At 66.2% G+C, this 24,203-nt stretch carries 16 protein-coding genes; 9 read left to right on the top strand and 7 right to left on the bottom strand.

The window, feature by feature from the left end:
* Window positions 1-188: 188 nt before the first annotated feature.
* Together rlmJ and putP are read right to left on the bottom strand one after the other, a co-directional pair.
* On the bottom strand, window positions 189-1,025 hold the full coding sequence (gene rlmJ, locus N0B28_RS02085; RefSeq protein ID WP_043863583.1) for a 23S rRNA (adenine(2030)-N(6))-methyltransferase RlmJ: 837 nt from the start codon (window positions 1,023-1,025) through the stop codon (window positions 189-191).
* Between the two features lie 128 nt (window positions 1,026-1,153).
* A complete protein-coding gene (gene putP / locus N0B28_RS02080; protein WP_210013885.1) occupies window positions 1,154-2,638 on the bottom strand; it encodes a sodium/proline symporter PutP in 1,485 nt (494 codons plus the stop codon).
* A gap of 351 nt (window positions 2,639-2,989) precedes the next feature.
* Here putP and putA point away from each other — a divergent pair, with 351 nt between their 5' ends.
* The 8 genes from putA to yccS all read left to right on the top strand — a co-directional run bounded on the left by putA (window position 2,990) and on the right by yccS (window position 18,328).
* Window positions 2,990-6,943: a trifunctional transcriptional regulator/proline dehydrogenase/L-glutamate gamma-semialdehyde dehydrogenase gene (gene putA / locus N0B28_RS02075; protein WP_054915752.1), complete on the top strand. Its 3,954-nt coding sequence runs from the start codon at window positions 2,990-2,992 to the stop codon at window positions 6,941-6,943.
* A 204-nt stretch (window positions 6,944-7,147) separates the two neighbouring features.
* On the top strand, window positions 7,148-8,950 hold the full coding sequence (locus tag N0B28_RS02070; protein ID WP_229589727.1) for an acyl-CoA dehydrogenase: 1,803 nt from the start codon (window positions 7,148-7,150) through the stop codon (window positions 8,948-8,950).
* Window positions 8,951-8,981: 31 nt separating this feature from the next.
* The gene (locus tag N0B28_RS02065; RefSeq protein ID WP_196933008.1) at window positions 8,982-10,424 is read left to right on the top strand and encodes a TldD/PmbA family protein; all 1,443 of its coding nucleotides are present in this window, start codon (window positions 8,982-8,984) and stop codon (window positions 10,422-10,424) included.
* Complete coding sequence (locus tag N0B28_RS02060) at window positions 10,424-11,755, top strand: TldD/PmbA family protein (RefSeq protein WP_275730076.1); 1,332 nt, start codon at window positions 10,424-10,426, stop codon at window positions 11,753-11,755. The genes N0B28_RS02065 and N0B28_RS02060 overlap by 1 nt, the downstream gene beginning before the upstream one ends.
* Window positions 11,756-11,862: 107 nt before the next feature.
* Window positions 11,863-13,290 carry a multidrug transporter subunit MdtD gene (mdtD, locus tag N0B28_RS02055; protein WP_043863589.1) on the top strand — a complete coding sequence of 476 codons (1,428 nt, stop codon included), beginning with the start codon at window positions 11,863-11,865 and terminating at the stop codon, window positions 13,288-13,290.
* Between the two features lie 105 nt (window positions 13,291-13,395).
* On the top strand, window positions 13,396-14,733 hold the full coding sequence (gene dbpA, locus N0B28_RS02050) for an ATP-dependent RNA helicase DbpA (protein ID WP_229589801.1): 1,338 nt from the start codon (window positions 13,396-13,398) through the stop codon (window positions 14,731-14,733).
* Between the two features lie 111 nt (window positions 14,734-14,844).
* Window positions 14,845-16,026 carry an NAD(P)/FAD-dependent oxidoreductase gene (locus N0B28_RS02045; protein WP_043863590.1) on the top strand — a complete coding sequence of 394 codons (1,182 nt, stop codon included), beginning with the start codon at window positions 14,845-14,847 and terminating at the stop codon, window positions 16,024-16,026.
* 121 nt (window positions 16,027-16,147) lie between these two features.
* On the top strand, window positions 16,148-18,328 hold the full coding sequence (gene yccS, locus N0B28_RS02040) for a YccS family putative transporter (protein ID WP_043863622.1): 2,181 nt from the start codon (window positions 16,148-16,150) through the stop codon (window positions 18,326-18,328).
* Here the strand turns inward: yccS and N0B28_RS02035 are convergent, their stop codons facing one another.
* Window positions 18,329-19,066, bottom strand: a complete 738-nt coding sequence (locus tag N0B28_RS02035) for a transporter substrate-binding domain-containing protein (protein ID WP_058541622.1) — start codon at window positions 19,064-19,066, stop codon at window positions 18,329-18,331.
* Between the two features lie 242 nt (window positions 19,067-19,308).
* On the opposite strand from N0B28_RS02035, the gene N0B28_RS02030 reads away from it, so the two are divergent.
* Entirely contained in the window at window positions 19,309-19,761 is a 453-nt protein-coding gene (locus N0B28_RS02030) for a GNAT family N-acetyltransferase (protein WP_054915757.1), read from the top strand.
* A gap of 68 nt (window positions 19,762-19,829) precedes the next feature.
* Here N0B28_RS02030 and N0B28_RS02025 read toward each other — a convergent pair whose 3' ends face one another.
* The 4 genes from N0B28_RS02025 to fba all read right to left on the bottom strand — a co-directional run bounded on the left by N0B28_RS02025 (window position 19,830) and on the right by fba (window position 24,143).
* Window positions 19,830-20,126, bottom strand: a complete 297-nt coding sequence (locus N0B28_RS02025; protein WP_043863593.1) for a winged helix-turn-helix domain-containing protein — start codon at window positions 20,124-20,126, stop codon at window positions 19,830-19,832.
* Window positions 20,127-20,143: 17 nt separating this feature from the next.
* Entirely contained in the window at window positions 20,144-20,644 is a 501-nt protein-coding gene (locus N0B28_RS02020; RefSeq protein WP_043863594.1) for a M48 family metallopeptidase, read from the bottom strand.
* Window positions 20,559-22,814 carry an EAL domain-containing response regulator gene (locus tag N0B28_RS02015; protein WP_080922918.1) on the bottom strand — a complete coding sequence of 752 codons (2,256 nt, stop codon included), beginning with the start codon at window positions 22,812-22,814 and terminating at the stop codon, window positions 20,559-20,561. The genes N0B28_RS02020 and N0B28_RS02015 overlap by 86 nt, the downstream gene beginning before the upstream one ends.
* Window positions 22,815-23,078: 264 nt before the next feature.
* Window positions 23,079-24,143, bottom strand: a complete 1,065-nt coding sequence (gene fba / locus N0B28_RS02010; protein ID WP_043863595.1) for a class II fructose-bisphosphate aldolase — start codon at window positions 24,141-24,143, stop codon at window positions 23,079-23,081.
* Window positions 24,144-24,203 lie beyond the last annotated feature (60 nt).

Raw genomic sequence — 24,203 nt, 5'->3', positions numbered from 1 at the left:
AGATGTGCGCCCCGGCCTCATGGGCGGGTGGCAGCGAAAGGGCGGGATTATAGCGTAAAGCGTGGGGGTGCATGTAGGAGGCGCAGCGTTGTGTTGGCAGTTGCGCCCTCTTCGCCGGCAAGGCCGGCTCCTACGGGGTCGCGCGCACCTGTAGGAGCCGGCCTTGCCGGCGAAGAGGCCCGGGCACCCTACTCGGCAATCAGCCAGTCCATGCGCCAGCTGCCCTGGGTCTGCCCCAGCACCTGGGCCAGCCACGGCAGCAGTGCGCGCAGCTCTTCTTCCAGGCCCCATGGCGGGTTGGCGATCGCCAGGCCAGAGCCGTTCAAGCCCTGCGGGCTGTCCTGCGGGTGCACGTACAGCTCCACCCGCAGCAGCTTCGGCGCACCGGTGCTGGTCAGGTCCTGATAGAAACGCACCAGCTGGCGCTGGTCCTTGATCGGGTACCAGATGGCCGCGACCGTCTGGCGCATGCGGCCAATCGTCTCCTTCATCGCCACCGTGCAGCGCTTGAGCTCGTCGGCCTGCTCGAAGGGCGGGTCGATCAGCATCACCGCGCGCTTCTCCTGCACCGGCAGCAAGGCCCTCGGCACGTGCCAGCCCTCGCCCAGGTGCACCGCCACGCGTGGGTCCTTCTTCATGTTTTCCTTGAGCAGGCGCCCGTCTTCGGGGTGCTTCTCGTTGAGCAGCACGCGGTCCTGCTGGCGCGCCAGGCGCCGTGCCAGCTCGGGCGACCCCGGGTAGTAGCGCAGCTCGCCGTCGGGGTTCATCTTTCGCAGGATGCGCAGGTAATCGGCCGTCACCTCGGGCAGGTCGTCGCGCCCCCAGAGCCGGCCGATGCCTTCCAGCCACTCACCGGTGCGGGTCGCCTGGTCGCCCTGCAGGTCATACAGCCCAAGGCCGGCGTGGGTGTCGAGGTAGGCGAACGGCTGCTCCTTGCGCGACATCAGCGCAATCAGCCGGGTCAATACGAGGTGTTTGAACACGTCGGCGTGGTTGCCGGCGTGAAAGGCGTGACGATAGTTCATGGCAACTCCTGCAAGGCCCGGAAGTTTACCCTGTCAGGCCCGCGCCGTCAGGTGACAGCCGCCAGAATGACAACGGCCCGACCTCCAGAAGAGGCCGGGCCGTTGCCGGGCAGCATGATGCAGCCGTGTTACTTGTCGGCGTGGAACGCCGCTTCAGCGGTTTCGAAACGCTTGACCATCGCAGCCGACGGGCTGCCCGCCTTGCTCACGAAGTAGATCGCCAGCGATGCGAACAGGAAGCCCGGGATGATTTCGTACAGGCCCATGGTGTCGAACTGCTTCCACAGGATCACGGTCACCGCGCCCACCACGATACCGGCCAGTGCGCCGTCGCGGGTCATCCCCTTCCACAGTACCGAAATCAGCACCACCGGGCCGAAGGCGGCACCGAAGCCGGCCCAGGCGTAGGCCACCAGGCCCAGCACGCGGTTGTCCGGGTTGGCGGCCAGCGCGATGGCGATCAGCGCAACCGCCAGCACCATCAGGCGACCGACCCATACCAGCTCGACCTGCGAGGCGTTCTTGCGCAGGAAGGTCTTGTAGAAGTCTTCGGTCAGGGCGCTGGAGCACACCAGCAGCTGGCAGCTCAGGGTACTCATCACTGCTGCCAGGATGGCCGACAGCAGCACACCGGCAATCCACGGGTTGAACAGGATCTTGGCCAGTTCGATGAACACGCGCTCGTGGTTCTCGGTGACCGGGCCGGCCACTTCAGGGTGTGCCGAGAAGTAGGCGATGCCGAAGAAGCCCACGGCCACGGTACCGGCCAGGCACAGGATCATCCAGGTCATGGAGATGCGACGGGCATTGGCGATCGATTTCACCGAGTCTGCCGCCATGAAGCGCGCCAGGATGTGCGGCTGGCCGAAGTAGCCCAGGCCCCAGCCCATCAGCGAGATGATGCCGATGAAGGTGGCGCCCTTGAACATGTCGAAGTTGCCCGCGCCCTGGGCTTCGATGGCCAGGAAGGTGGTGTCGAAGCCACCGGTGGCGATCAGCACGATCACCGGGGTCAGGATCAGCGCGAAGATCATCAGCGTGGCCTGCACGGTGTCGGTCCAGCTCACCGCCAGGAAGCCACCGACGAAGGTGTAGGCGATGGTGGCAGCAGCACCGGCCCACAGCGCCGTCTCATACGACATGCCGAAGGTGCTTTCGAACAGGCGGGCACCGGCCACGATGCCGGAGGCGCAATAGATGGTGAAGAACACCAGGATCACGATTGCCGAAATGATGCGCAGCAGGCCGCTGTGGTCTTCGAAACGGCTGGCGAAATAGTCCGGCAGGGTCAGCGCGTCGCCGTTGTGCTCGGTCTGCACGCGCAGGCGGCCGGCCACGAACAGCCAGTTCAGGTAGGCACCGACGGTCAGGCCGATGGCGATCCAGGCTTCGGAAAGGCCCGACATGTAGATGGCGCCCGGCAGGCCCATCAGCAACCAGCCGCTCATGTCCGAGGCACCGGCCGAGAGCGCGGTCACCACGCTGCCGAGGCTGCGGCCACCGAGGATGTAGTCGGAAAGGTTGTTGGTGGAGCGATAGGCCATGAAGCCGATCAGCACCATTGCCGCGATATAGATCACGAACGTGATCGTGATTGGATTGCTAAAACTCATTGTTGCGCCCTGGCGTTTGTTTTTATGTAGTGACAGCCGCTAACGGTTGCACCCAGGCGGCGAATCCTATGCAACAACGCAAACAAGGTGCAACCAGTTTCTTCAGTCAAGTTGCACCTGGTCGGATATTTCGCATAACAACGTGTTTTTGCTCCATTTGGGAGCAAAAACCGCCGTTTACATAAGCAAATGCACCTTGAACAGCCATTTATGCTGTGGGGTTTTAGCCACCGGACGAGTTGCACTCCTCAACGCGATTATTTGGGTTGCACTAGGTTGCACCCACAAAGGCGCCCGGCTAATCTTGGCGCCAGCTTAGCCACGGCCCAGTGGCAATAATGAGGATAAGAAATGGCGACGACCACCCTTGGGGTCAAACTCGACGACCCTACCCGCGAGCGACTGAAAACGGCTGCGCAGTCCATCGACCGCACCCCGCACTGGTTGATCAAGCAGGCGATCTTCAACTACCTGGAGAAGCTCGAGGGTGGCGCCACCCTGACCGAACTCAGCGGTCAGCCCGGCAATCAGGGCGACGACGCCGGCGATGTGCAGGCCGACCACTCGCACCAGTGCTTCCTCGAGTTCGCCGAAAGCATCCTGCCGCAGTCGGTGCTGCGCGCCTCGATCACCGCCGCCTACCGTCGTCCGGAACCGGAAGTGGTGCCGATGCTGCTGGAGCAGGCACGCCTGCCCGCGCCCATGGCCGAGGCCACCCACAAGCTGGCCGCCGGCATTGCCGAAAAGCTGCGCAACCAGAAGAGCGCCAGCGGCCGCGCCGGCATCGTCCAGGGCCTGCTGCAGGAGTTCTCGCTGTCGTCCCAGGAAGGCGTGGCGCTGATGTGCCTGGCCGAAGCCCTGCTGCGCATCCCCGACAAGGGCACCCGCGATGCGCTGATCCGCGACAAGATCAGCACCGGCAACTGGCAGCCGCACCTGGGCAACAGCCCGTCGCTGTTCGTCAACGCCGCCACCTGGGGCCTGCTGCTGACCGGCAAACTGGTGTCCACGCACAACGAATCCGGCCTCACCTCCTCGCTCAGCCGCATCATCGGCAAGAGCGGCGAGCCGATGATCCGCAAGGGCGTCGACATGGCCATGCGCCTGATGGGCGAGCAGTTCGTCACCGGCGAGACCATTGCCGAAGCCCTGGCCAATGCCAGCAAGTTCGAAGCCAAGGGTTTCCGCTACTCCTACGACATGCTCGGTGAAGCCGCGCTCACCGAGCACGACGCGCAGAAATACCTGGCCTCCTACGAGCAGGCCATCCACGCCATCGGCAAGGCCTCCCATGGCCGCGGCATCTATGAAGGCCCTGGCATCTCGATCAAGCTCTCGGCCCTACACCCGCGCTACAGCCGCGCCCAGTACGAGCGCGTGATGGACGAGCTGTACCCGCGCCTGCTGTCGCTGACCCTGCTGGCCAAGCAGTACGACATCGGCCTGAACATCGACGCCGAAGAGGCCGACCGCCTGGAGCTGTCGCTGGACCTGCTCGAGCGCCTGTGCTTCGAGCCGCAGTTGAGCGGCTGGAACGGCATCGGCTTCGTGATCCAGGCCTACCAGAAGCGCTGCCCTTACGTGATCGACTACGTCATCGACCTGGCACGCCGCAGCCGTCACCGCCTGATGATCCGCCTGGTAAAGGGCGCGTACTGGGACAGCGAGATCAAGCGCGCCCAGGTCGAAGGCCTGGAAGGCTACCCGGTGTACACCCGCAAGGTGTACACCGACGTCTCCTACATCGCCTGCGCCCGCAAGCTGCTGTCGGTGCCCGAAGCCATCTACCCGCAGTTCGCCACCCACAACGCCCACACCCTGTCGGCCATCTACCATATCGCCGGGCAGAACTACTACCCGGGCCAGTACGAGTTCCAGTGCCTGCACGGCATGGGCGAGCCGCTGTACGAACAGGTGGTGGGCAAGGTGGCCGACGGCAAGCTGAACCGTCCGTGCCGCGTGTACGCCCCGGTCGGTACCCACGAAACGCTGCTGGCCTACCTGGTGCGTCGCCTGCTGGAAAACGGCGCCAACACCTCGTTCGTCAACCGTATCGCCGACCAGTCGATCTCGATCCAGGAACTGGTGGCCGACCCGGTCGCGACCATCGAGCGCATGGCCACCCAGGAAGGCGGCTTCGGCCTGCCGCACCCGCGCATCCCGTTGCCGCGTGACCTGTACGGTGCCGAGCGCGCCAACTCCAGCGGCATCGACATGGCCAACGAACACCGCCTGGCCTCGCTGTCGTGCGCCCTGCTGGCCACCGCGCACAACGACTGGAAGGCCGAGCCGATGCTCGGTTGCGCGTCCAGCGACGAAGCTGCCGCACCGGTGCTGAACCCGTCCGACCACCGTGACGTGGTCGGCCACGTGCAGGAAGCCACCGTCGAGGACGCCGACAACGCCATCCAGTGCGCACTCAACGCCGCACCGATCTGGCAGGCCACCCCGCCGGCCGAGCGTGCCGCGATCCTGGAACGTGCCGCCGACCTGATGGAAGGCGAGATCCAGCCGCTGATGGGCCTGCTGGCCCGCGAAGCCGGCAAGACCTACGCCAACGCCATCGCCGAGGTGCGCGAAGCGGTCGACTTCCTGCGCTACTACGCGGTGCAGGCACGCAACGACTTCAGCAACGACGCCCACCGCCCGCTGGGCCCGGTGGTGTGCATCAGCCCGTGGAACTTCCCGCTGGCGATCTTCAGTGGCCAGGTGGCTGCAGCGCTCGCTGCCGGCAACCCGGTACTGGCCAAGCCTGCCGAGCAGACCCCGCTGGTGGCCGCCCAGGCCGTGCGCCTGCTGCTCGAGGCCGGCATCCCGCAAGGCGTGGTGCAACTGCTGCCGGGCCGTGGCGAGACCGTCGGTGCGCGCCTGGTAGGCGATGACCGGGTCAAGGGCGTGATGTTCACCGGTTCCACCGAAGTGGCGCGCCTGCTGCAACGCAACATTGCCGGCCGCCTGGACAGCCAGGGCCGTCCGATCCCGCTGATCGCCGAAACCGGTGGCCAGAACGCGATGATCGTCGACTCCTCGGCGCTGACCGAGCAGGTGGTCATCGACGTGGTCTCCTCGGCCTTTGACAGCGCCGGTCAGCGTTGCTCGGCCCTGCGCGTGCTGTGCCTGCAGGAAGACTCGGCCGACCGCGTGATCGAGATGCTCAAGGGCGCCATGGCCGAAAGCCGCCTGGGCAACCCGGAGCGCCTGAGCGTGGACATCGGCCCGGTGATCGACGCCGAGGCCAAGGCTGGCATCGAAAAACACATCCAGGGCATGCGCGACAAGGGTCGCAACGTGTATCAGGTGGCCATTGCCGACGGTGAAGAGATCAAGCGCGGCACCTTCGTGATGCCGACCCTGATCGAGCTGGAAAGCTTCGACGAACTGCAGCGTGAGATCTTCGGCCCCGTCCTGCACGTGGTGCGCTACAACCGCAAGCACCTCGACCAGTTGATCGAGCAGATCAATGCATCCGGCTACGGCCTGACCCTGGGCGTTCACACCCGCATCGACGAGACCATCGCCAAGGTGATCGACAACGTCCATGCCGGCAACGTCTACGTCAACCGCAACATCGTCGGCGCCGTGGTTGGCGTGCAGCCGTTCGGTGGTGAAGGCCTGTCGGGTACCGGCCCAAAGGCCGGTGGCCCGCTGTACCTGTACCGTTTGCTGTCCACGCGCCCGGCCGATGCCATCGAGCAGTCGTTCCAGCGCAGCGACGCCGGTACTGCCCCGGACGTGCGTCTGCGCGAGCAGTTGCTCAAGCCGCTGCAATCGCTCAAGGCGTGGGCCGGCAGCAACCAGCAGGCCGAACTGGCGCAGCTGTGCGAGCAGTTCGCGCAACAGTCGCAGAGCGGCGTCACCCGCCTGCTCAACGGCCCGACCGGCGAGCGCAACAGCTACACTATCCTGCCGCGCGAGCACGTGTTGTGCCTGGCCGAGTCGGAGGCTGATCTGCTGACTCAACTGGCAGCGGTACTGGCGGTGGGCAGCTCGGCAGTGTTCGTCGACGGCGAGCCGGGCAAGGCCTTGCGTGGGCGCTTGCCGAAGGATGTGCAGGCGCGCATCAAGCTGGTGAGCGACTGGGCCAAGGACGAGGTGGTGTTCGACGCGGTGCTGCATCACGGCCATTCGGACCAGCTGCGCGCAGTATGCGAGCAGGTGGCCAAGCGTGCCGGTGCGATCGTGGGTGTGCAAGGCTTGTCGTCGGGTGAAACCGCGATTGCGCTGGAGCGCCTGGTGATCGAGCGTGCGTTGAGCGTGAACACCGCCGCGGCGGGCGGCAATGCCAGCCTGATGACCATCGGCTAACCACCGAGGCGTTGCCAATCGCGGGTCAGGCCCGCCCCCACAGGATCGATGCAGATTCTTGTGGGGGCCGGCCTGGCCCGCGATTTTTTTTGCGGGCACACACCTGACAACGGTTCTGACCCCTCATCACCCCCACCTATTAACCTGTCCACCTCCCGCCCGCATGCCTAGACTCGGCCCCATCCCCACCAAGGTATGGCCGCCATGTCCGACACCCTGCTCAGCGCCCGCAACCTGGCTTTCGAACTCTACGAAGTGCTCGACGCCGAGGCCCTCACCCAACGCCCACGCTTCGCCGAGCACAGCCGCGAAACCTTCGACGCCGCGCTGCACACCGCTCGCACCCTGGCCGAAAAATACTTCGCCCCGCACAACCGCAAGGGCGACGAGCACGAGCCACGCTTCGAGAACGGCCAGGCCATCCTGATCCCCGAGGTCAAACCTGCCGTCGACGCCTTCCTCGACGCCGGATTTCTCAACGCCAACCGCGACTTCGAGGCCGGCGGCATGCAGTTGCCCACCCTGCTCTCGCAAGCCTGCTTCGCCCACTTTCAGGCCGCCAACGCCGGCACCACCGCCTACCCGTTCCTGACCATGGGCGCCGCCAACCTGATCGAGAACTTCGGCACCGACGAGCAAAAGCGCCTGTTCCTGCAACCGATGATCGAGGGCCGCTTCTTCGGCACCATGGCCCTCACCGAACCCCACGCCGGCAGCTCGCTGGCCGATATCCGCACCCGCGCCGAACCCGCAGCCGACGGCAGCTTCCGCCTCAAGGGCAACAAGATCTTCATCTCCGGGGGCGATCACACGCTGTCCGAGAACATCGTGCACCTGGTGCTGGCCAAACTCCCCGACGCACCACCCGGGGTAAAGGGCATTTCGCTGTTCATCGTGCCCAAGTTCCTGGTCAACCCGGACGCCAGCCTGGGCCAGCGCAACGATGTGGTGCTGGCCGGCCTGTTCCACAAGATGGGCTGGCGCGGCACCACCTCCACCGCACTCAACTTCGGCGACAACGGCCAGTGCGTCGGCTACCTGATCGGCCAGCCGCACCAGGGCCTGGCCTGCATGTTCCAGATGATGAACGAGGCGCGCATCGGCGTGGGCATGGGCGCGGTGATGCTCGGCTACGCCGGCTACCTGTACTCGCTGGACTACGCCCGCCAGCGCCCGCAAGGCCGCCTGCCCGACAACAAGAACCCCTCCACCGCCGCCGTGCCGATCATCCAGCACAGCGATGTGAAACGCATGCTGCTGACCCAGAAGGCCTACGTCGAAGGTGCCTTCGACCTGGGCCTGTACGCCGCCCGGCTGTTCGACGACAGCCATACCGCCGCCACCGAAGACGAGCGCCAGCAGGCCCAGCAACTGCTCGACCTGCTGACCCCGATCGTCAAGTCGTGGCCGTCCGAATTCTGCCTCAAGGCCAATGAGCTGGCGATCCAGATCCTCGGTGGCCACGGCTACACCCGCGATTACCCGGTAGAGCAGTACTACCGCGACAACCGCCTGAACCCGATCCACGAAGGCACCCACGGCATCCAGTCACTCGACCTGCTCGGGCGCAAGCTGGCCCAGCACGGTGGCGCCGGCCTCAAGCAACTGGTACGCCTGATCGCCGGCACTTGCGCCCAGGCCCAGGCCTACACCCGCCTGGACCCGTTGCGCGAACCGCTGGAACAACTGCTCAGCCGCCTGCAGCACGTGACCCTGGGCCTGCTTGGCGAGTTGTCCACAGGCCAGGTCAACAGCGCCCTGGCCAACTCGGCGCTGTACCTCAAGGCCTTCGGTCACTGCGTGATCGGCTGGCGCTGGCTGGAGCAGGCGCTTCGCGCCGAACAGGGCCTGGCCCGCGGCAACCCGGCCGATACCGGGTTCTATCGGGGCAAGTTGCAGGCCGCACGGTTTTTCCTCACCTGGGAAGTACCGGCCTGCCATAATGACCTCGCATTGCTCGAGGCCCGCGACGACACCTGCCCGGGCATGCACGAGGAGTGGTTCTGAGGGGGAACCACCGTCACCCGGAGGTTCGCGCATGTTCGATTTCACCGCGCCGCTGCGCCAGCGTTTCGCTGGCCTGAACAGCGGCGCCGAGTTTTTCTCCCTGCGCTATGTGCAGGAAGCCCACCAGCACCTGTCGGTGCGCAAGAACATCGCCGAACCACCCAGCCTGACCCGCGACCAGGGCGCGATGCTCACCGTGCGCGTCAACGGCGTGGAGGCCTACGCGGCCACCGCCGACCTGTCCCAGGCCGGCCTGCAACGCGCCCTCGACCAGGCCGAGGCGCTGGCCCGCCAGATCGCGCGCCACGCCCTGCTCGACCTGCGCGAGCAACCGGTGTCCAGCGCCCGCGCCGACTACTGCTCGCCCAACCTCAACAGCACCTTCCCGGCCCTGGCCGACTGCTATGAACTGCTGGCCCGCGAATCGGCCAGCGTGCCGGGCGATTCGCGCCTGGTGAACTGGCAGGCCAGCCTGGGCCTGAGCACGGTCGAGCAGATCTACCTCAACAGTGCCGGCGCCGAACTGCGCCAGGCGCAACGCTTCGTGTTCCCCGGCATGAGCGTCACCGCCTTCGACGGCAGCGACAGCCAGAGCCGCAGCCTGGGCCGCGAGAACTTCGGCCAGCAGGGCGGCGTGGATGTGATCGAGCGCTGCGGCCTGCTCGGTGCCGGTGCCCAGGTGGCCGACCAGGCCCTGCAACTGCTGCTGGCGCCCAACACCCCGAGCGGGGTACGCGACCTGCTGCTGATGCCCGACCAGATGATGCTGCAGATCCACGAGTCCATCGGCCACCCGCTGGAGATGGACCGCATCCTGGGCGACGAGCGCAACTACGCCGGCACCAGCTTCATCAAGGCCCAGGACTTCGGCCACCTGCAGTACGGCTCGGCACTGCTCAACGTGACCTTCGACCCGGCCATCCCCGAAGAGCTGGCCAGCTACGCGCACGATGACGACGGCACCCCGGCCCACAAGCAGTTCCTGATTCGCGAGGGTGTACTGGTGCGCCCGCTGGGCGGTGCGCTGTCGCAGTTCCGCTCGGGCCTGGATGGCGTGGCCAACAGCCGCGCCTGCGGCTGGAACCGCGCACCGATCGACCGCATGGCCAACCTCAACATCGAGCCGGGCGACAAGTCCCTGGCGCAACTGATCGGCGGCATCGAGCACGGCATCCTGATGCGCACCAACCGCTCGTGGTCCATCGACGATGCGCGCAACAAGTTCCAGTTCGGCTGCGAATGGGGCCAGTTGATCGAGCACGGCGAACTCAAGGGCGTGGTCAAGAACCCCAACTACCGCGGTATTTCCGCCGGTTTCTGGCGCAACCTCAGCGCCGTAGGCGACGCCAGTACCTTCCAGGTGCTCGGCACGCCCAACTGCGGCAAGGGCGAACCCAACCAGGTGGTGCGCGTGGGCCATGCCTCGCCGGCCTGCGTGTTCAGCCAGATCGACGTATTCGGAGGAGACGCCTGATGGCCGCCAGCCCTTTGCACAACTTCCAGGACCTGGTCGCATGGCTGCGCGACAACGTGCGCGCCCCCGAACAGTTCACCCTGAGCTACAGCGCCGAGCAGTCGCAATTCATCCGATTCAACCATGCCAGGGTGCGCCAGGCCGGCGACGTGCAACAGGCCGGTGCGAGCCTGAAGCTGATTGCCGACGGTCGCCAGGCCGACCTGCACCTGACCCTCAGCGGCGAGCCGGCGCTGGACCGCGAGCGCCTGCACCAGGCACTGACCGAGCTGCGCCAGATCCTGCCGCTGATCCCTGCCGACCCGTACCTGTTGCTCAACGACAGTGCCTGGCACAGCCATCAGGTACAGGACGGCCCGCTGCCGGATACCGCACGGGTGCTCGAGCAGATCGAACACGGCGCCGGCGCGCTGGACCTGGTGGGCATCTATGCCGCCGGGCCGATCAGTCGCGGCTTTGCCAGTTCGTTCGGCGCCTCTGGCTGGCATCAGGCCAACAGCTTCAATTTCGACTTCAGCCTGTTCCACGCCAACGGCCAGGCGGTGAAGGCCAACTACGCCGGGCAGGTGTGGGACAATGCCGCGTTCGCCCGGCGCCTGGCCCAGGCCCGCGAGCAGCTGGAGTACCTGGGTCGTCCACTCAAGACCCTCGCCCCCGGCCAGTACCGCGCCTACCTGGCACCGGCAGCGATGGACGAGATCATGGGCATGCTGTGCTGGGGCGGTTTTTCGGCGCAGGCCATCGCCAGCAAGGACAGCCCGCTGCAACGCCTGTATGCCGGCGATGCGGCATTGAGCCCGCTGGTGAACATCACCGAACAGGTCAGCGGCTCGCTGAGCCCGGCGTTCTCCGGCGAAGGCTACCCACGCAGCGACGTGCAGCTGGTGGACGCAGGGCAGGCGCGCGAACAGCTGACCAACGCGCGCAGCGCCGCCGAGTTCGAGCAGGTCGCCAATGGCGCCGAGGCCCACGAGTGGCCGAGCGCCTTGAGCCTGGCCGCCGGCGAGCTGGCGCTGGATGAGGTGCTCGCCAGGCTGGGTACGGGGCTGTACATCAGCAACCTGTGGTACCTGAACTACTCCGACCTGCCGGCGGCGCGCATGACCGGGCTGACGCGCTTTGCGACATTCTGGGTCGAGGACGGTCAGATCCAGGCGCCGGTCAGCACCATGCGCTTCGACGACAGCGTGTACAGCCTGCTCGGCTCGCAGCTGGAGGCGCTCACGGCCGAGCGCGAGCTGATCCTGTCGACCAGCACCTACGGACAGCGCCAGACCAGTTCGAGCCATCTGCCGGGGGCGCTGGTCAAACGCCTGACGCTGACATTGTGATGCCTCCATCGCGGGTCAAGCCCGCTCCCACAGGGATCACCGCCCCTGTGGGAGCTGCGGTTCGACGCTTCGACTTGCCCGCGAAGGGGCCCTCAAGGACATAGAGCATGCCCAACCGCACCCCGCTGGACCCCGTCACCGCCCGCTGGATTCCCTGGGTGGTGGCCATCGCCTTCTTCATGCAGTCGCTGGACGGCACCATCCTCAACACCGCGCTGCCGGCCATGGCCCGCGACCTGGCGGAAAACCCGCTGCGCATGCAGTCGGTGATCATCGCCTACATGCTCACCGTGGCCCTGCTGATCCCGGCCTCGGGCTGGATCGCCGACCGCTTCGGCACCAAGCGCATCTTCTTCAGCGCGATCCTGCTGTTCAGCATCGGCTCGCTGCTGTGTGCACTGTCCAACAGCCTCGGCATGCTGGTCGGCGCCCGCGTGATCCAGGGCCTGGGCGGCGCGCTGATGCTGCCGGTGGGGCGCCTGGTGGTGCTGCGCGCCTACCCGCGCACCGAACTGGTGCGCATCATGAGCTTCATCACCATCCCCGGCCTGCTCGGCCCGCTGCTGGGCCCGACCATGGGCGGCTGGCTGGTGGAGTACCTGAGCTGGCACTGGATCTTCCTGCTCAACCTGCCGGTCGGCGCGCTGGGCTGCTACGCGGTGTGGAAGTTCATCCCCGACCTGCGCGGCTCCGAGCGCACACGCTTCGACGGCGTGGGCTTTGTGCTGTTCGGCGCCGCGATGGTGCTGATCACCATCGCCATGGAGGGCCTGGGCGAGCTGCACCTGCCGCACCTGCGCGTGATGCTGCTGCTGTTCGCCGGCATGGCGTGCCTGGCCGCCTACTGGCTGCGCGCCGGCAGCATCGACAACCCGCTGTTCTCGCCCCGGCTGTTTCGCACCCGTACCTTCTCGGTGGGCATCCTCGGCAACCTGTTCGCCCGCCTGGGCAGCGGCGCACTGCCGTTTCTGGTGCCGTTGCTGCTGCAGGTGGCGCTGGGCTATTCGCCGTCCCAGGCCGGCATGAGCATGATCCCGCTGGCCGCCTCGGCGATGGTCGCCAAGTCCATCGCCCGGCCGCTGATCGAGCGCCTGGGCTACCGCACCATCCTCACCGGCAACACCCTGCTGCTGGGCGTGTTGCTGTGCAGCCTGGGGCTGGTCAACGAACACACCCCGTATGCCCTGCTGCTGGTGCAACTGGGGCTGCTGGGGGCGGTGAACTCGCTGCAGTTCACGGCGATGAACACCGTGACCCTGATCGACCTGGACGACGCCAGCGCCAGCAGCGGCAACAGCCTGCTGTCGGTGGTGGCGCAGCTCTCGCTGAGCCTGGGTGTGGCCTGCGCCGGCGCACTGCTGGGCGGCTTTACCGGCGCCGGCAGCGGCGATGGGGTGGAGACCACGCTGGGCGCGTTCCAGCTGACCTTCCTGACCATCGGCCTGATGTCGATGCTGGCGGCGGCGATCTTCATGCAGCTGTCCAGGGCGGACGGAAGGCGTGCCCGTCGTCCGGAACCGGAGATCGAGGCTTAGGGCTAATGGCCACGAGGCTGGTACACTGCGCGACATTTTGTTTTGCAGGCCCGCCTCGTGACCACCATTGCCACCGAATTCGCCACCTTGCCGCTGTCCGCCGCCATGCTGGCCAACCTGGACGCCCTCGGCTACGCCCAGATGACCCCGATCCAGGCCCAGAGCCTGCCGGTGATCCTCAAGGGCATGGACCTGATCGCCCAGGCCAAGACCGGCAGCGGCAAGACCGCCGCGTTCGGCATCGGCCTGCTCAACCCGATCAACCCGCGCTACTTCGGCTGCCAGGCCCTGGTGCTGTGCCCCACCCGCGAGCTGGCCGACCAGGTAGCCAAGGAGCTGCGCCGTCTGGCCCGCTCCGAAGACAACATCAAGATCCTGACCCTGTGCGGCGGCGTGTCCCTGGGCCCGCAGATCGCCTCGCTGGAGCACGGCGCGCACATCATCGTGGGCACCCCGGGCCGCGTGCAGCAGCACCTGCGCAAGGGCACCCTGGTGCTCGACGGGCTCAACACCCTGGTGCTCGACGAAGCCGACCGCATGCTCGACATGGGCTTCTACGACGCCATCGCCGACATCCTCGGGCAAACCCCGGAGCGTCGCCAGACCCTGCTGTTCTCGGCCACCTACCCGGCCGGCATCAAGCAGCTGTCGGCCGCATTCATGCGCAACCCGCAGCAGGTCAAGGCCGAGTCGCTGCATGCCGACACGCAGATCGAGCAGCGCTTCTACGAGATCTCGCCCGAGCAGCGCATGGACGCGGTGACTACCCTGCTGGCGCACTTTCGTCCGCAGTCGTGCGTGGCGTTCTGCTTCACCAAGCAGCAGTGCCAGGAAGTGGTCGATCACCTCAAGGCCAAGGGCATCGCCGCCGAGTCGCTGCATGGCGACCTGGAGCAGCGCGACCGTGACCAGGTGCTGACCCTGTTCGCCAACCGCAGCACCTCGGTGCTGGTGGCCACCGACGTGGCCGCGCGCGGGCTGGATATCGACGCGCTGGACATGGTCATCAACGTGGAGCTGGCGCGGGACTCGGAAATTCACGTGCACCGCGTGGGCCGCACCGGGCGTGCCGGCGAGAAGGGCCTGGCGGCGAGCCTGGTGGCCCCGTCCGAAGCGCACCGCGCCCAGGCCATCGAGCAGCTGCAGAAGGCGCCCCTGCGCTGGGAGCAGATCGACAGCCTCAAACCCCAGGCCGGCGGCCCGCTGGTGCCGACCATGAGCACGCTGTGCATCGGTGCCGGGCGCAAGGACAAGCTGCGGCCGGGCGACATCCTGGGTGCGCTGACCGGTGATGCCGGCATCCCGGGCACCCAGGTGGGCAAGATCGCGATCTTCGATTTCCAGGCCTTCGTGGCGGTGGAACGCGGCGTGGCCAAGCAGGCGCTGCAGCGGCTCAACAGCGGCAAGATCAAGGGGCGCTCGCTGCGGGTTCGCATCGTCTGAGGTCTTCGTCGCCCTTCAGGGCCCCTTCGCCGGCAACGCCGGCTCCTACGGGGTTGTGTAGGAGCCGGCCTTGCCGGCGAATGCGTCACCACCATTCTTGAGGATTTTGCAGTGCGTTCCACCGAAGTGATCATCATCGGCGCTGGCGCCGCCGGCCTGATGTGCGCCATCCACGCCGCCAACCGCGGCCGCCAGGTGCTGCTGCTGGACCATGCCAACAAGCCCGGCAAGAAGATCCTGATGTCCGGTGGCGGGCGCTGCAACTTCACCAACCTGTACACCGAGCCGGCCAACTTCCTCTCGCACAACCCGCACTTCTGCAAGTCGGCCCTGGCCCGCTACACCCAGTGGGACTTCATCGAGATGGTCGGCAAGCACGCCGTGCCCTATCACGAGAAAAAACTCGGCCAGCTGTTCTGCGACAACAAGTCCAGCGACATCCTCGACATGCTGCTCAGCGAGCTCCAGAGCGCTGGCGCCGAGCTGCGCATGGACACGCGCATCGAGCAGATCGAAAAGCTCGAGCATGGCTACCTGCTCGAAACCAGCATGGGCACGCTGCAATGCCAGTCGCTGGTGATCGCCACCGGCGGCCTGTCGATCCCGACTTTGGGTGCCACCGGTTTCGGCTACCAGGTGGCCCGCCAGTTCGGCCACACCCTGCTGCCGACCCGCGCCGGGCTGGTGCCCTTCACCATCACCGAGCCGCAGCTCAAGGCCATGTGCACCGAGCTGTCGGGCACCTCGGTGGACTGCGTGGCCAGCTGCAACGGCACCAGCTTTCGCGAGAACCTGCTGTTCACCCACCGTGGCCTCAGCGGCCCGGCGATCCTGCAGGTGTCGTCGTTCTGGCACAGCGGCGACAGCGTCGAGATCAACCTGCTGCCCGAGCATGACGCCCTCGCCTGGCTGCAACAGCAACAGGCCGAACGCCCCAACAGCGAACTCAAGACCCTGCTTGGCGAGGTCTTCACCAAGAAGATGGCCAACCTGCTGGCCGAGCACTGGTTCGTGTCCCGGCCGATGAAGCAGTACACCCCGGCCGAACTGGCCGAGGTCGCCGACAAACTGGCGGCCTGGCAGGTGGTGCCGGCCGGCACCGAGGGCTACCGCACCGCCGAAGTCACCCTGGGCGGGGTCGACACCCGCGAAGTGTCGTCCAAGACCCTGGAGTCGCTGAAAAGCCCCGGCCTGTATTTCGTGGGCGAAGTGCTGGACGTCAGCGGGCACCTGGGCGGGTTCAATTTCCAGTGGGCCTGGGCATCGGCCTACGCGGCCGCGCAGTTCGTCTAACCTTCGCGTTAGAATCGCGCATCACGGAACAAATTTTGCTGGTACGTGACCACGGTGACAGTTCGCTGCCACCGTGACCGGCTCAATTTCGATCATCGCCAAGCAGGCCTGCCGCCCTATCATGTCATCGTCTTCCTTGCGTCACTCGCTGCGTCGTTTGTGGGCCCTGGACAAGTTCAGCTACAGCATCCGGGTATTGATCGCGCTGACCGGCAGCATGGCGCTGTGCTGGTACCAGGACGAGATGGGGCTGCTGATCCCGCTGTTCCTGGGCATCATCGCCAGCGCCCTGGCCGAGACCGACGACAGCTGGCAGGGCCGGCTCAACGCCCTGGCCGTGACCCTGGTGTGCTTCACCGTCGCTGCGCTGTCGGTGGAGCTGCTGTTCCCCTACCCGATCCTCTTCGGCTGCGCCCTGGCGCTGGCGGCGTTCGCGCTGACCATGCTCGGCGCGCTGGGCGAGCGCTACGGCGCCATCGCCTCGGCCACACTGATCCTGTCGGTGTACACCATGATCGGCGTGGACCAGCGCGGCGGCCAGGTCACCGACTTCTGGCACGAGCCCTTGCTGCTGGTGGCAGGCGCCGCCTGGTACGGATTGCTGTCGGTGCTGTGGCAGGCGCTGTTCTCCAACCAGCCGGTGCAGCAGAGCCTGGCGCGGCTGTTTCGCGAACTGGGCCGCTACCTCAAGCTCAAGGCCACCCTGTTCGAGCCCATCCGCCAGCTGGACGTGGAGGCCCGCCGCCTGGAACTGGCCCAGCAGAACGGCAAGGTGGTGGCCGCCCTCAACGCCGCCAAGGAAATCATCCTGCACCGCGTGGGCAATGGCCGCCCCGGCTCCAAGGTGAGCCGCTACCTGAAGCTGTACTTTCTGGCCCAGGACATCCACGAGCGCGCCAGTTCCTCGCACTACCCCTACAACGCTCTCACCGAGGCGTTCTTCCACAGCGACGTGCTGTTTCGCTGCCAACGCCTGCTGCGCCAGCAGGGCAAGGCGTGCGTGCAATTGTCCGAGTCGATCCAGCTGCGCCAGCCGTTCGTCTACGACACCAGCTTTGCCGCCGCACTGGAAGACCTGCACGCCTCGCTCGAGCACCTGCGCATCCAGAGCAACCCGGCCTGGCGTGGCCTGCTGCGCTCGCTGCGGGCGCTGGCGGCGAACCTGGCAACCCTCGACCGCCTGCTCGGCGATGCCAGCAACCCCGACAACCTGGCCGACAACAGCGACTCGAGCCTGCTCGACCGCTCGCCGCGCAGCCTCAAGGATGTGTGGAGCCGGCTGCGCCAGCACCTCACGCCGACCTCGCTGATCTTTCGCCACGCCCTGCGCCTGCCGCTGGCGCTGTCGATCGGCTACGGCATGGTGCACCTGATCCACCCCACCCAGGGCTACTGGATCATCCTCACCACGCTGTTCGTGTGCCAGCCCAGCTATGGCGCCACCCGGCGCAAGCTGGTGCAGCGGATCATCGGCACCGCCATCGGCCTGACCGTGGGCTGGGCACTGTTCGACCTGTTCCCCAGCGCGATCATCCAGTCGCTGTTCGCGGTGGCCGCCGGGGTGGTGTTCTTCGTCAACCGCACCACCCGCTACACTCTGGCCACGGCGGCGATCACGCTGATGGTGCTGTTCTGCTTCAACCAGATCGGCGACGGCTACGGCCTGTTCCTGCCGCGCCTGTTCGACACCCTGGTGGGCAGCCTGATCGCGATCCTGGCGGTGTTCCTGTTCCTGCCCGACTGGCAGGGCCGTCGGTTGAACAAGGTGCTGGCCAACACCCTGAGCTGCAACAGCACCTACCTGCGCCAGATCATGCAGCAGTACGCCCAGGGCAAGAGCGACGACCTGGCCTACCGCCTGGCCCGGCGCAACGCGCACAACGCCGACGCGGCGCTGTCGACCACGCTGGCCAACATGCTCATGGAGCCGGGGCATTTTCGCAAAGAGGCCGACGTGGGCTTTCGCTTCCTGGTGCTCTCGCACACCCTGCTCAGCTACCTCTCCGGGCTGGGTGCACACCGTGACAGCGCACTGGCACCCGAGGCCCACGAGCAGTTGATCGACGGCGCGGGTGCCAGCCTGGCCGCCAGCCTCGACGAAATCGCCACTGGCCTTGCCAGCAAGACCCCGGTGGCGATCCACAGCGACGCCGAGGAAGCCCTGGCGGCGAGCCTTGAGCAGATGCCCGAGGAAATGGACGAGAACCAGCGCCTGGTGCAGACCCAGCTGGCACTGATCTGCCGCCAGCTGGGCCCGCTGCGCACCCTGGCCGCGCACCTGATCAAGGACACCCCGGCCTGACTACAGGCCGTAGTCCTTGAGCAACCGGGCATAGCTGCCATCGGCCTTCATGGCGGCGATGGCCTTGTCGAAGCCGGCCACGATCTGGGCATGCTGCGGATGCCTGAGGCTGACCAGGATGTGCAGGCTGTTCTCGCTCACCGGCTTGCCGAAGAACTGCACGCGGTTGCGCACGTCCGCGCTTTCACGCTGCAGGTAGTAGCGCGCCACGTATTCGTCCTCCAGGGTCAGGCGCACCCGCCCGGCAGCCAGCATGCCCACCGCCACCGAAAAGTCGCGCACCGGCACCTTCTGCAGACGCCCGTCATTGTCGAATTCGGCCGCATAGGCATAGTCGCGCACCACCGCGATGGCGTGCGGGTAGAGATCGCTCAGGGTATCGAAACGCAGCACGTCGCCCTTGCGCTTGAGCAGCCGCACGCGGTTGCTCAGGTAGCCCTGGGAGAAGGCCCCGATGCGGGTACGCGCATCGCTCTGCCAGGCGTTGATCAGCACATCGTAGCGGCCCTCGCCGATGCCCAGCAGCGCGCGCGCCCACGGCGCCTGCTCGAACTCGCTGGCAAACCCGGCACGCTCCAGGGCGGTGGTGACAAGGGCGGTGGCCAGCCCGCCCCTGGGTAGGCGGGCGTCGGTGAAGGGGGGCCAGGCATCGGCCACCAGCCGCAGTTTTTCGGCCTGGGCCGACTGGGCACAGAGCAGCAATCCAAGCAAACCCAAGGCTCGAAGCAGTGGCCGCATGCTCAAATCCCTTAGCGGATCGGGTCCGCGTTCTTGTTGAGTGGCATGAGATTTCTGTTGGCGCAAAGCTAGGCTGCACGGCCAGATTACACAAAGATTCCGGTATCGGGCAGTGCCGGGTGATAGCTAATTGCCTCTATTTTTGCCGATTCCGCGCCGACTTGATCCATGGCAATTCGCGACCTTCGCCCTGAGGTGCTCGGCGTGGTTATGATCGGGGCATTACACAGGAGAGAAACGCGATGAGCATCGACTGGATCTGCAAGCATCACACCGACCTTGGCAAGCAACAGCTGTACGCGCTGCTGACGCTGCGCATCGAGGTGTTCGTGGTGGAGCAGAAATGCCCGTACCTGGAAACCGATGGCCAGGACCTGGAGGGCGACACCTGCCACCTGATGGCCTGGCGCGATGGCGAGCTGGTGGCGTACCTGCGCCTGCTGGACCCCGAGTCACAGGGCGGCGACGTGGTGATCGGGCGGGTGGTGATTGCGCCGTCGGCGCGGGGCGAGGGGCTGGGGCATGCACTGATGGTGCAGGGGCTGGCGCAGGCCGAGAAGCACTGGCCAGGGGTGCCGGTGTACCTGTCCGCACAGGCGCACCTGCAGGCCTACTATGCGCGGCACGGGTTCGAGGTGGCCGGGGAGGCGTATCTGGAGGATGGCATCCCGCACATCGGCATGCGCCGGGGCTAGACGCTTCGCCGGCAAGGCCGGCTCCTACAGGGGTAGGTGCAGGGGCCGGGCTTGCCGGCGGAGGGGCTTCAGGGGTAGCCCAGCACCTGGCGGATACTGCGCAGATGCTGGGTGATCCACTGCTTGTCGATCGCGCCCCAGTCACGTATCCGGTAATGCCCGGCATGGTTGCGCGCGCCTTCCTGCTGCTCGAACTCGCACACGATGTCCAGGTCGGCCAGCGCCGCGATGGTGTCCTGCGCCGTGCGCCGCGGCATGCCGGTGGCCTCCATCAGCGCCGGCACGCTGCTGGCGGTACGGCTGTCGATCAGCCACGCCACGTACAGGCGACGATAGAAACTGGTCTTGGTCTTGCTCACTTCCATTGGCAATTCCCTTTCGCTCACTGGGCGCCGGACAGGTCGCGCCAGGTCAGGTAGATGCGCAGGTCGAACTCCAGTTGATGGTAGCCCGGCTGCATGTATTCGCAGAGTTGGTAGAACGCCTTGTTGTGGTCGCTCTCCTTGAGGTGCGCCAGTTCGTGCACCACGATCATCTTCAGAAACTGCGGCGCCGCGTCCTTGAACAGCGAGGCGATGCGGATTTCCTTCTTGGCCTTGAGCTTGCCGCCCTGCACGCGCGATACCGCGGTGTGCAGGCCCAGCGCACGGTGGGTGAGATCAAGGCGATTGTCGAACAGCACCTTGTCCAGGTTCGGCGCATTGCGCAGGTGCTCCTGCTTCAGGGCCTGGGCATAGGCATACAGCGCCTTGTCGCTCTGTACCGCATGGCGCTCGGGGTAGCGCTGGCGCAGGTAGTCACCCAGACGGTTCTGGGCAATCATCTGGCGCACCTGGTCTTGCAGGGCAGGCGGATAGGCTTGCAGGTACTTGAGTACGGTCATGGGCACGGGGCATTGCAGGCAAAGGCGTCAGTGTACTCAATTCCCCGGCCGCCTCGTTGCGCCAGTCGAAAAAAGCCGGAAAATCACCGGCGCGCTGCGCCGTCAGGGGCCGTGCCACCAGGAAGCCCTGGGCATAGGCGCAACCGTTTGCCAGCAGCCACTGCGCCTGCTCCCGCGTCTCGACGCCCTCGGCCACCACACACACGCCATAGTCGCGGCACAGGCCGATGACACTGCGGACCAGCGCCGCGTCCGCCGCCGAACCGGGCAGGCGCGCCACCAGGTGCCGGTCGAGCTTGAGCGTGTCGATGGGCAGGTCGCGCAGCAGGCGCAGCGAGCACTCTCCGGCGCCGAAATCGTCCAGCGCCACTCGCACGCCCAGCTCGCGCAGCCTGCGCAACTGACGCAGCGCGATGTCGAGGTTGGCGGCCAGCGAGGTTTCCGCCACCTCCACCTCAAGCTGGGCCGGGCGCAGGCCATGGCTGGCGATCACCCGCCCCAGTTCCTCGACCAGGTTGGGCATGGCGAACTGCACGCGGCTGAGGCTGATGCTCAGCACCAGGTCCGGCTCGAACCGAGCCTCCCAGGCGCGCCGCTGCGCCGCACCCTGGGTGTAGATCCAGCTGGCCAGCCGCGAGACCAGCCTGGCCTCCTCCAGCAACGGCAGGAACAACCCCGGCGGCACATCGCCGACACTGGGGTGCTGCCAGCGCAACAACGCCTCGAACCCGCGCAGGCGACCATCGGCAAACGCCACCTGCGGCTGATACACCAGGCTGAAGTCGTGCCGCTCGATCGCGTCGCGCACACTGTCTTCGAGCATCAGGCGCGAGCGAGCACGACCGTTGAGCTCCTGGTCGTAGTAGCGGTACTGCTGTCGGCCGGCCTGCTTGGCGGCATACATGGCCGCGTCCGCCGCACGCAGCAGGCCGTCCAGGTGCGGCCCGCAGTCGGAGTAGGTGGCGATGCCGATGCTCACGCCAAGCGTCACCTCCAGGCCATCGATCTGCTGGCAGATGGACATGCGCTCGATCAGCTTTTCGGCAAAGCGCGCCGCCTGCTCCGGGTATTCCAGGGTATCGAGCAAGGCCGTGAACTCGTCGCCGCCCATACGCCCGAGGATCGCGTAGGCGCCCAGGCATTCCTTGAGCTGTTCGCCCACCCAGTGCAGCACGCGGTCGCCGGCTGCATGGCCGAGCGAGTCGTTGATCCGTTTGAAACCGTCAAGGTCCATGTACATCAGGGCCTGGGCCTTGTCGGAATGCTCGCTGCGCAGCAGCGCAGCTTCGGCGGCCTGGCAGAACCCGCGGCGGTTGAGCAGCCCGGTCAGCGGGTCGGTCACGGCCTGGAACTCCAACTGCTGGTGCAGGTTGCGCACCACCGACATGTCCAGCACCGTCACCACCATCGCCCGCTGCTCGCCGGGCAGCGCCGCGCACGACAACGCCACCGGCAGCGGCAACCCGGAGGCGGTGAGCAGCACGGCGTCGTGCAGGCGGTAGATATCGCGCTCCTGGTAGGCCTGGTAGAACGCCGAGTCACACCACCGGGTTGGCACGGGCGACTGCACGAAGCCCAGCAGGTCTGCGCCCTGCAATTGCTCCACCGGGGCCTGGAGCAGGCGCGAGATGGCCGGGTTGGCAAAGCGGATGCGACCGTCCTCGGCCACCACGAGGATGCCTTCGGCGGCGTTATCCAGCACCGAGGCGTTGAATGCGCGCTCGGCCTCCAGGTCGCGGCTCAGGCGCTGCAAGGCACGCCGGTTGCGCTGCTGGTCGAGCAGGGCCTGGACCTTGGGCTTGAGAATGTGCGGGTCGAATGGCTTGAACAGATAGTCCACCGCGCCACTGGCATAGCCCTTGAGCACGGCCGCCTGGGACTGTTCGTTGGCGGTCAGGAAGATGATCGGGGTCAGGCAGGTGCGCTGGCTGCCGCGCATCAGGCGCGCGACTTCGAAGCCGTCCATACCGGGCATCTGCACATCCAGCAGCACCAGGTCCACCTCATGCTCGAGCAGCGTGCTCAGGGCTTCGGTACCGGAGCTTGCGGTCAGCACACGCCAGTCCTCACGTGCAAGCAAGGCTTGCAGGCTGATCAGGTTTTCCGGGTAGTCATCGACGATCAGTAAAACCGAACCGCTGTCGTGAGTGTGAGGGTGCGCGCAATCCATGCTGCTTCTCTTGTGTAACGACGCCAGATTCCGGATGGAACTTGAGGCTTTACTCTAGACCTGGCTGAAACAAATCTGAAGTCAGCACATTGGCATCATCGGTATAAACAAAGTGTTGCCCGACTAACGGTCTGTCGCGTTGGGCCAGATCCGGTGTCCGTGGCGGCCCCGCAGCCGAAACCCCCCGGTTCCGGCCGGTGAAGCAGGCCGCACGGGCACAAAAAAACCCGCATCGCTGCGGGTTTTTCGTACAACCAACCAGGCTTAGTTGACCTTGGCGGCCAGCTCGCCCTTGGCATAGCGCTGGAACATCGCTTCGAGGGAGATCGGCTTGATCTTCGAGGCGTTGCCGGCGGTGCCGAAGGCTTCGTAGCGAGCGATGCACACGTCGCGCATGGCCTTGACGGTTTCACCGAAGAACTTGCGCGGGTCGAACTCGCTCGGGTTGGTGGCCATCAGGCGGCGCATGGCACCGGTGGACGCCAGACGCAGGTCGGTGTCGATGTTGACCTTGCGCACGCCGTACTTGATGCCTTCGACGATTTCTTCAACCGGTACGCCGTAGGTTTCCTTGATGTCGCCACCGTACTGGTTGATGATCGCCAGCCACTCCTGCGGCACCGAAGACGAACCGTGCATCACCAGGTGAGTGTTGGGGATGCGCTTGTGGATCTCCTTGATGCGGTCGATCGCCAGCACGTCGCCGGTAGGCGGCTTGGTGAACTTGTAGGCGCCGTGGCTGGTGCCGATGGCGATGGCCAGGGCATCGACCTGGGTACGCTTGACGAAATCGGCAGCTTCTTCAGGGTCGGTCAGCATCTGGCTGTGATCCAGCACGCCTTCGGCGCCGATGCCGTCTTCTTCACCGGCCATGCCGGTTTCCAGCGAACCCAGGCAGCCCAGCTCGCCCTCTACCGAAACGCCGCAGGCGTGGGCCATGGCCACGGTCTGCTGGGTGACACGCACGTTGTAGTCGTAGTCGGTCGGGGTCTTGCCGTCTTCGCCCAGCGAGCCGTCCATCATCACCGAGCTGAAGCCCAGCTGGATCGAACGCTGGCACACGTCAGGGCTGGTGCCGTGGTCCTGGTGCATGCACACCGGGATGTGCGGGAATTCTTCGATCGCCGCCAGGATCAGGTGGCGCAGGAACGGCGCACCGGCGTATTTGCGGGCACCGGCCGAGGCCTGGACAATCACCGGGGAGTCGGTCTTGTCGGCGGCTTCCATGATGGCGCGCATTTGCTCGAGGTTGTTGACGTTGAAAGCCGGAACGCCGTAGCCGAATTCGGCGGCGTGGTCCAGCATCTGGCGCATGCTAATGAGTGCCATTGTGTATCTCTCTCCCGACAAGCGTCGTTTTTCGTGCAAGCCTGCCGCAGCGGCGGTTGC

The sequence above is a fragment of the Pseudomonas sp. SD17-1 genome (assembly GCF_029201585.1).
GTDB lineage: Bacteria > Pseudomonadota > Gammaproteobacteria > Pseudomonadales > Pseudomonadaceae > Aquipseudomonas > Aquipseudomonas palmensis.
The sequence above is the reverse complement of the archived record's forward strand: the minus strand, read 5'-3'. Positions and strand labels throughout refer to the sequence as shown.

What these genes read in the sequence shown, in the direction of transcription:
- rlmJ (WP_043863583.1), bottom strand. Translation starts at nt 1,025, where the DNA reads ATGAACTATCGTCACGCCTTTCACGCCGGCAACCACGCCGACGTGTTC.
- putP (WP_210013885.1), bottom strand. Translation starts at nt 2,638, where the DNA reads ATGAGTTTTAGCAATCCAATCACGATCACGTTCGTGATCTATATCGCG.
- putA (WP_054915752.1), top strand. Translation starts at nt 2,990, where the DNA reads ATGGCGACGACCACCCTTGGGGTCAAACTCGACGACCCTACCCGCGAG.
- N0B28_RS02070 (WP_229589727.1), top strand. Translation starts at nt 7,148, where the DNA reads ATGTCCGACACCCTGCTCAGCGCCCGCAACCTGGCTTTCGAACTCTAC.
- N0B28_RS02065 (WP_196933008.1), top strand. Translation starts at nt 8,982, where the DNA reads ATGTTCGATTTCACCGCGCCGCTGCGCCAGCGTTTCGCTGGCCTGAAC.
- N0B28_RS02060 (WP_275730076.1), top strand. Translation starts at nt 10,424, where the DNA reads ATGGCCGCCAGCCCTTTGCACAACTTCCAGGACCTGGTCGCATGGCTG.
- mdtD (WP_043863589.1), top strand. Translation starts at nt 11,863, where the DNA reads ATGCCCAACCGCACCCCGCTGGACCCCGTCACCGCCCGCTGGATTCCC.
- dbpA (WP_229589801.1), top strand. Translation starts at nt 13,396, where the DNA reads ATGCTGGCCAACCTGGACGCCCTCGGCTACGCCCAGATGACCCCGATC.
- yccS (WP_043863622.1), top strand. Translation starts at nt 16,148, where the DNA reads ATGTCATCGTCTTCCTTGCGTCACTCGCTGCGTCGTTTGTGGGCCCTG.
- N0B28_RS02035 (WP_058541622.1), bottom strand. Translation starts at nt 19,066, where the DNA reads ATGCGGCCACTGCTTCGAGCCTTGGGTTTGCTTGGATTGCTGCTCTGT.
- N0B28_RS02030 (WP_054915757.1), top strand. Translation starts at nt 19,309, where the DNA reads ATGAGCATCGACTGGATCTGCAAGCATCACACCGACCTTGGCAAGCAA.
- N0B28_RS02025 (WP_043863593.1), bottom strand. Translation starts at nt 20,126, where the DNA reads ATGGAAGTGAGCAAGACCAAGACCAGTTTCTATCGTCGCCTGTACGTG.
- N0B28_RS02020 (WP_043863594.1), bottom strand. Translation starts at nt 20,644, where the DNA reads ATGACCGTACTCAAGTACCTGCAAGCCTATCCGCCTGCCCTGCAAGAC.
- N0B28_RS02015 (WP_080922918.1), bottom strand. Translation starts at nt 22,814, where the DNA reads ATGGATTGCGCGCACCCTCACACTCACGACAGCGGTTCGGTTTTACTG.
- fba (WP_043863595.1), bottom strand. Translation starts at nt 24,143, where the DNA reads ATGGCACTCATTAGCATGCGCCAGATGCTGGACCACGCCGCCGAATTC.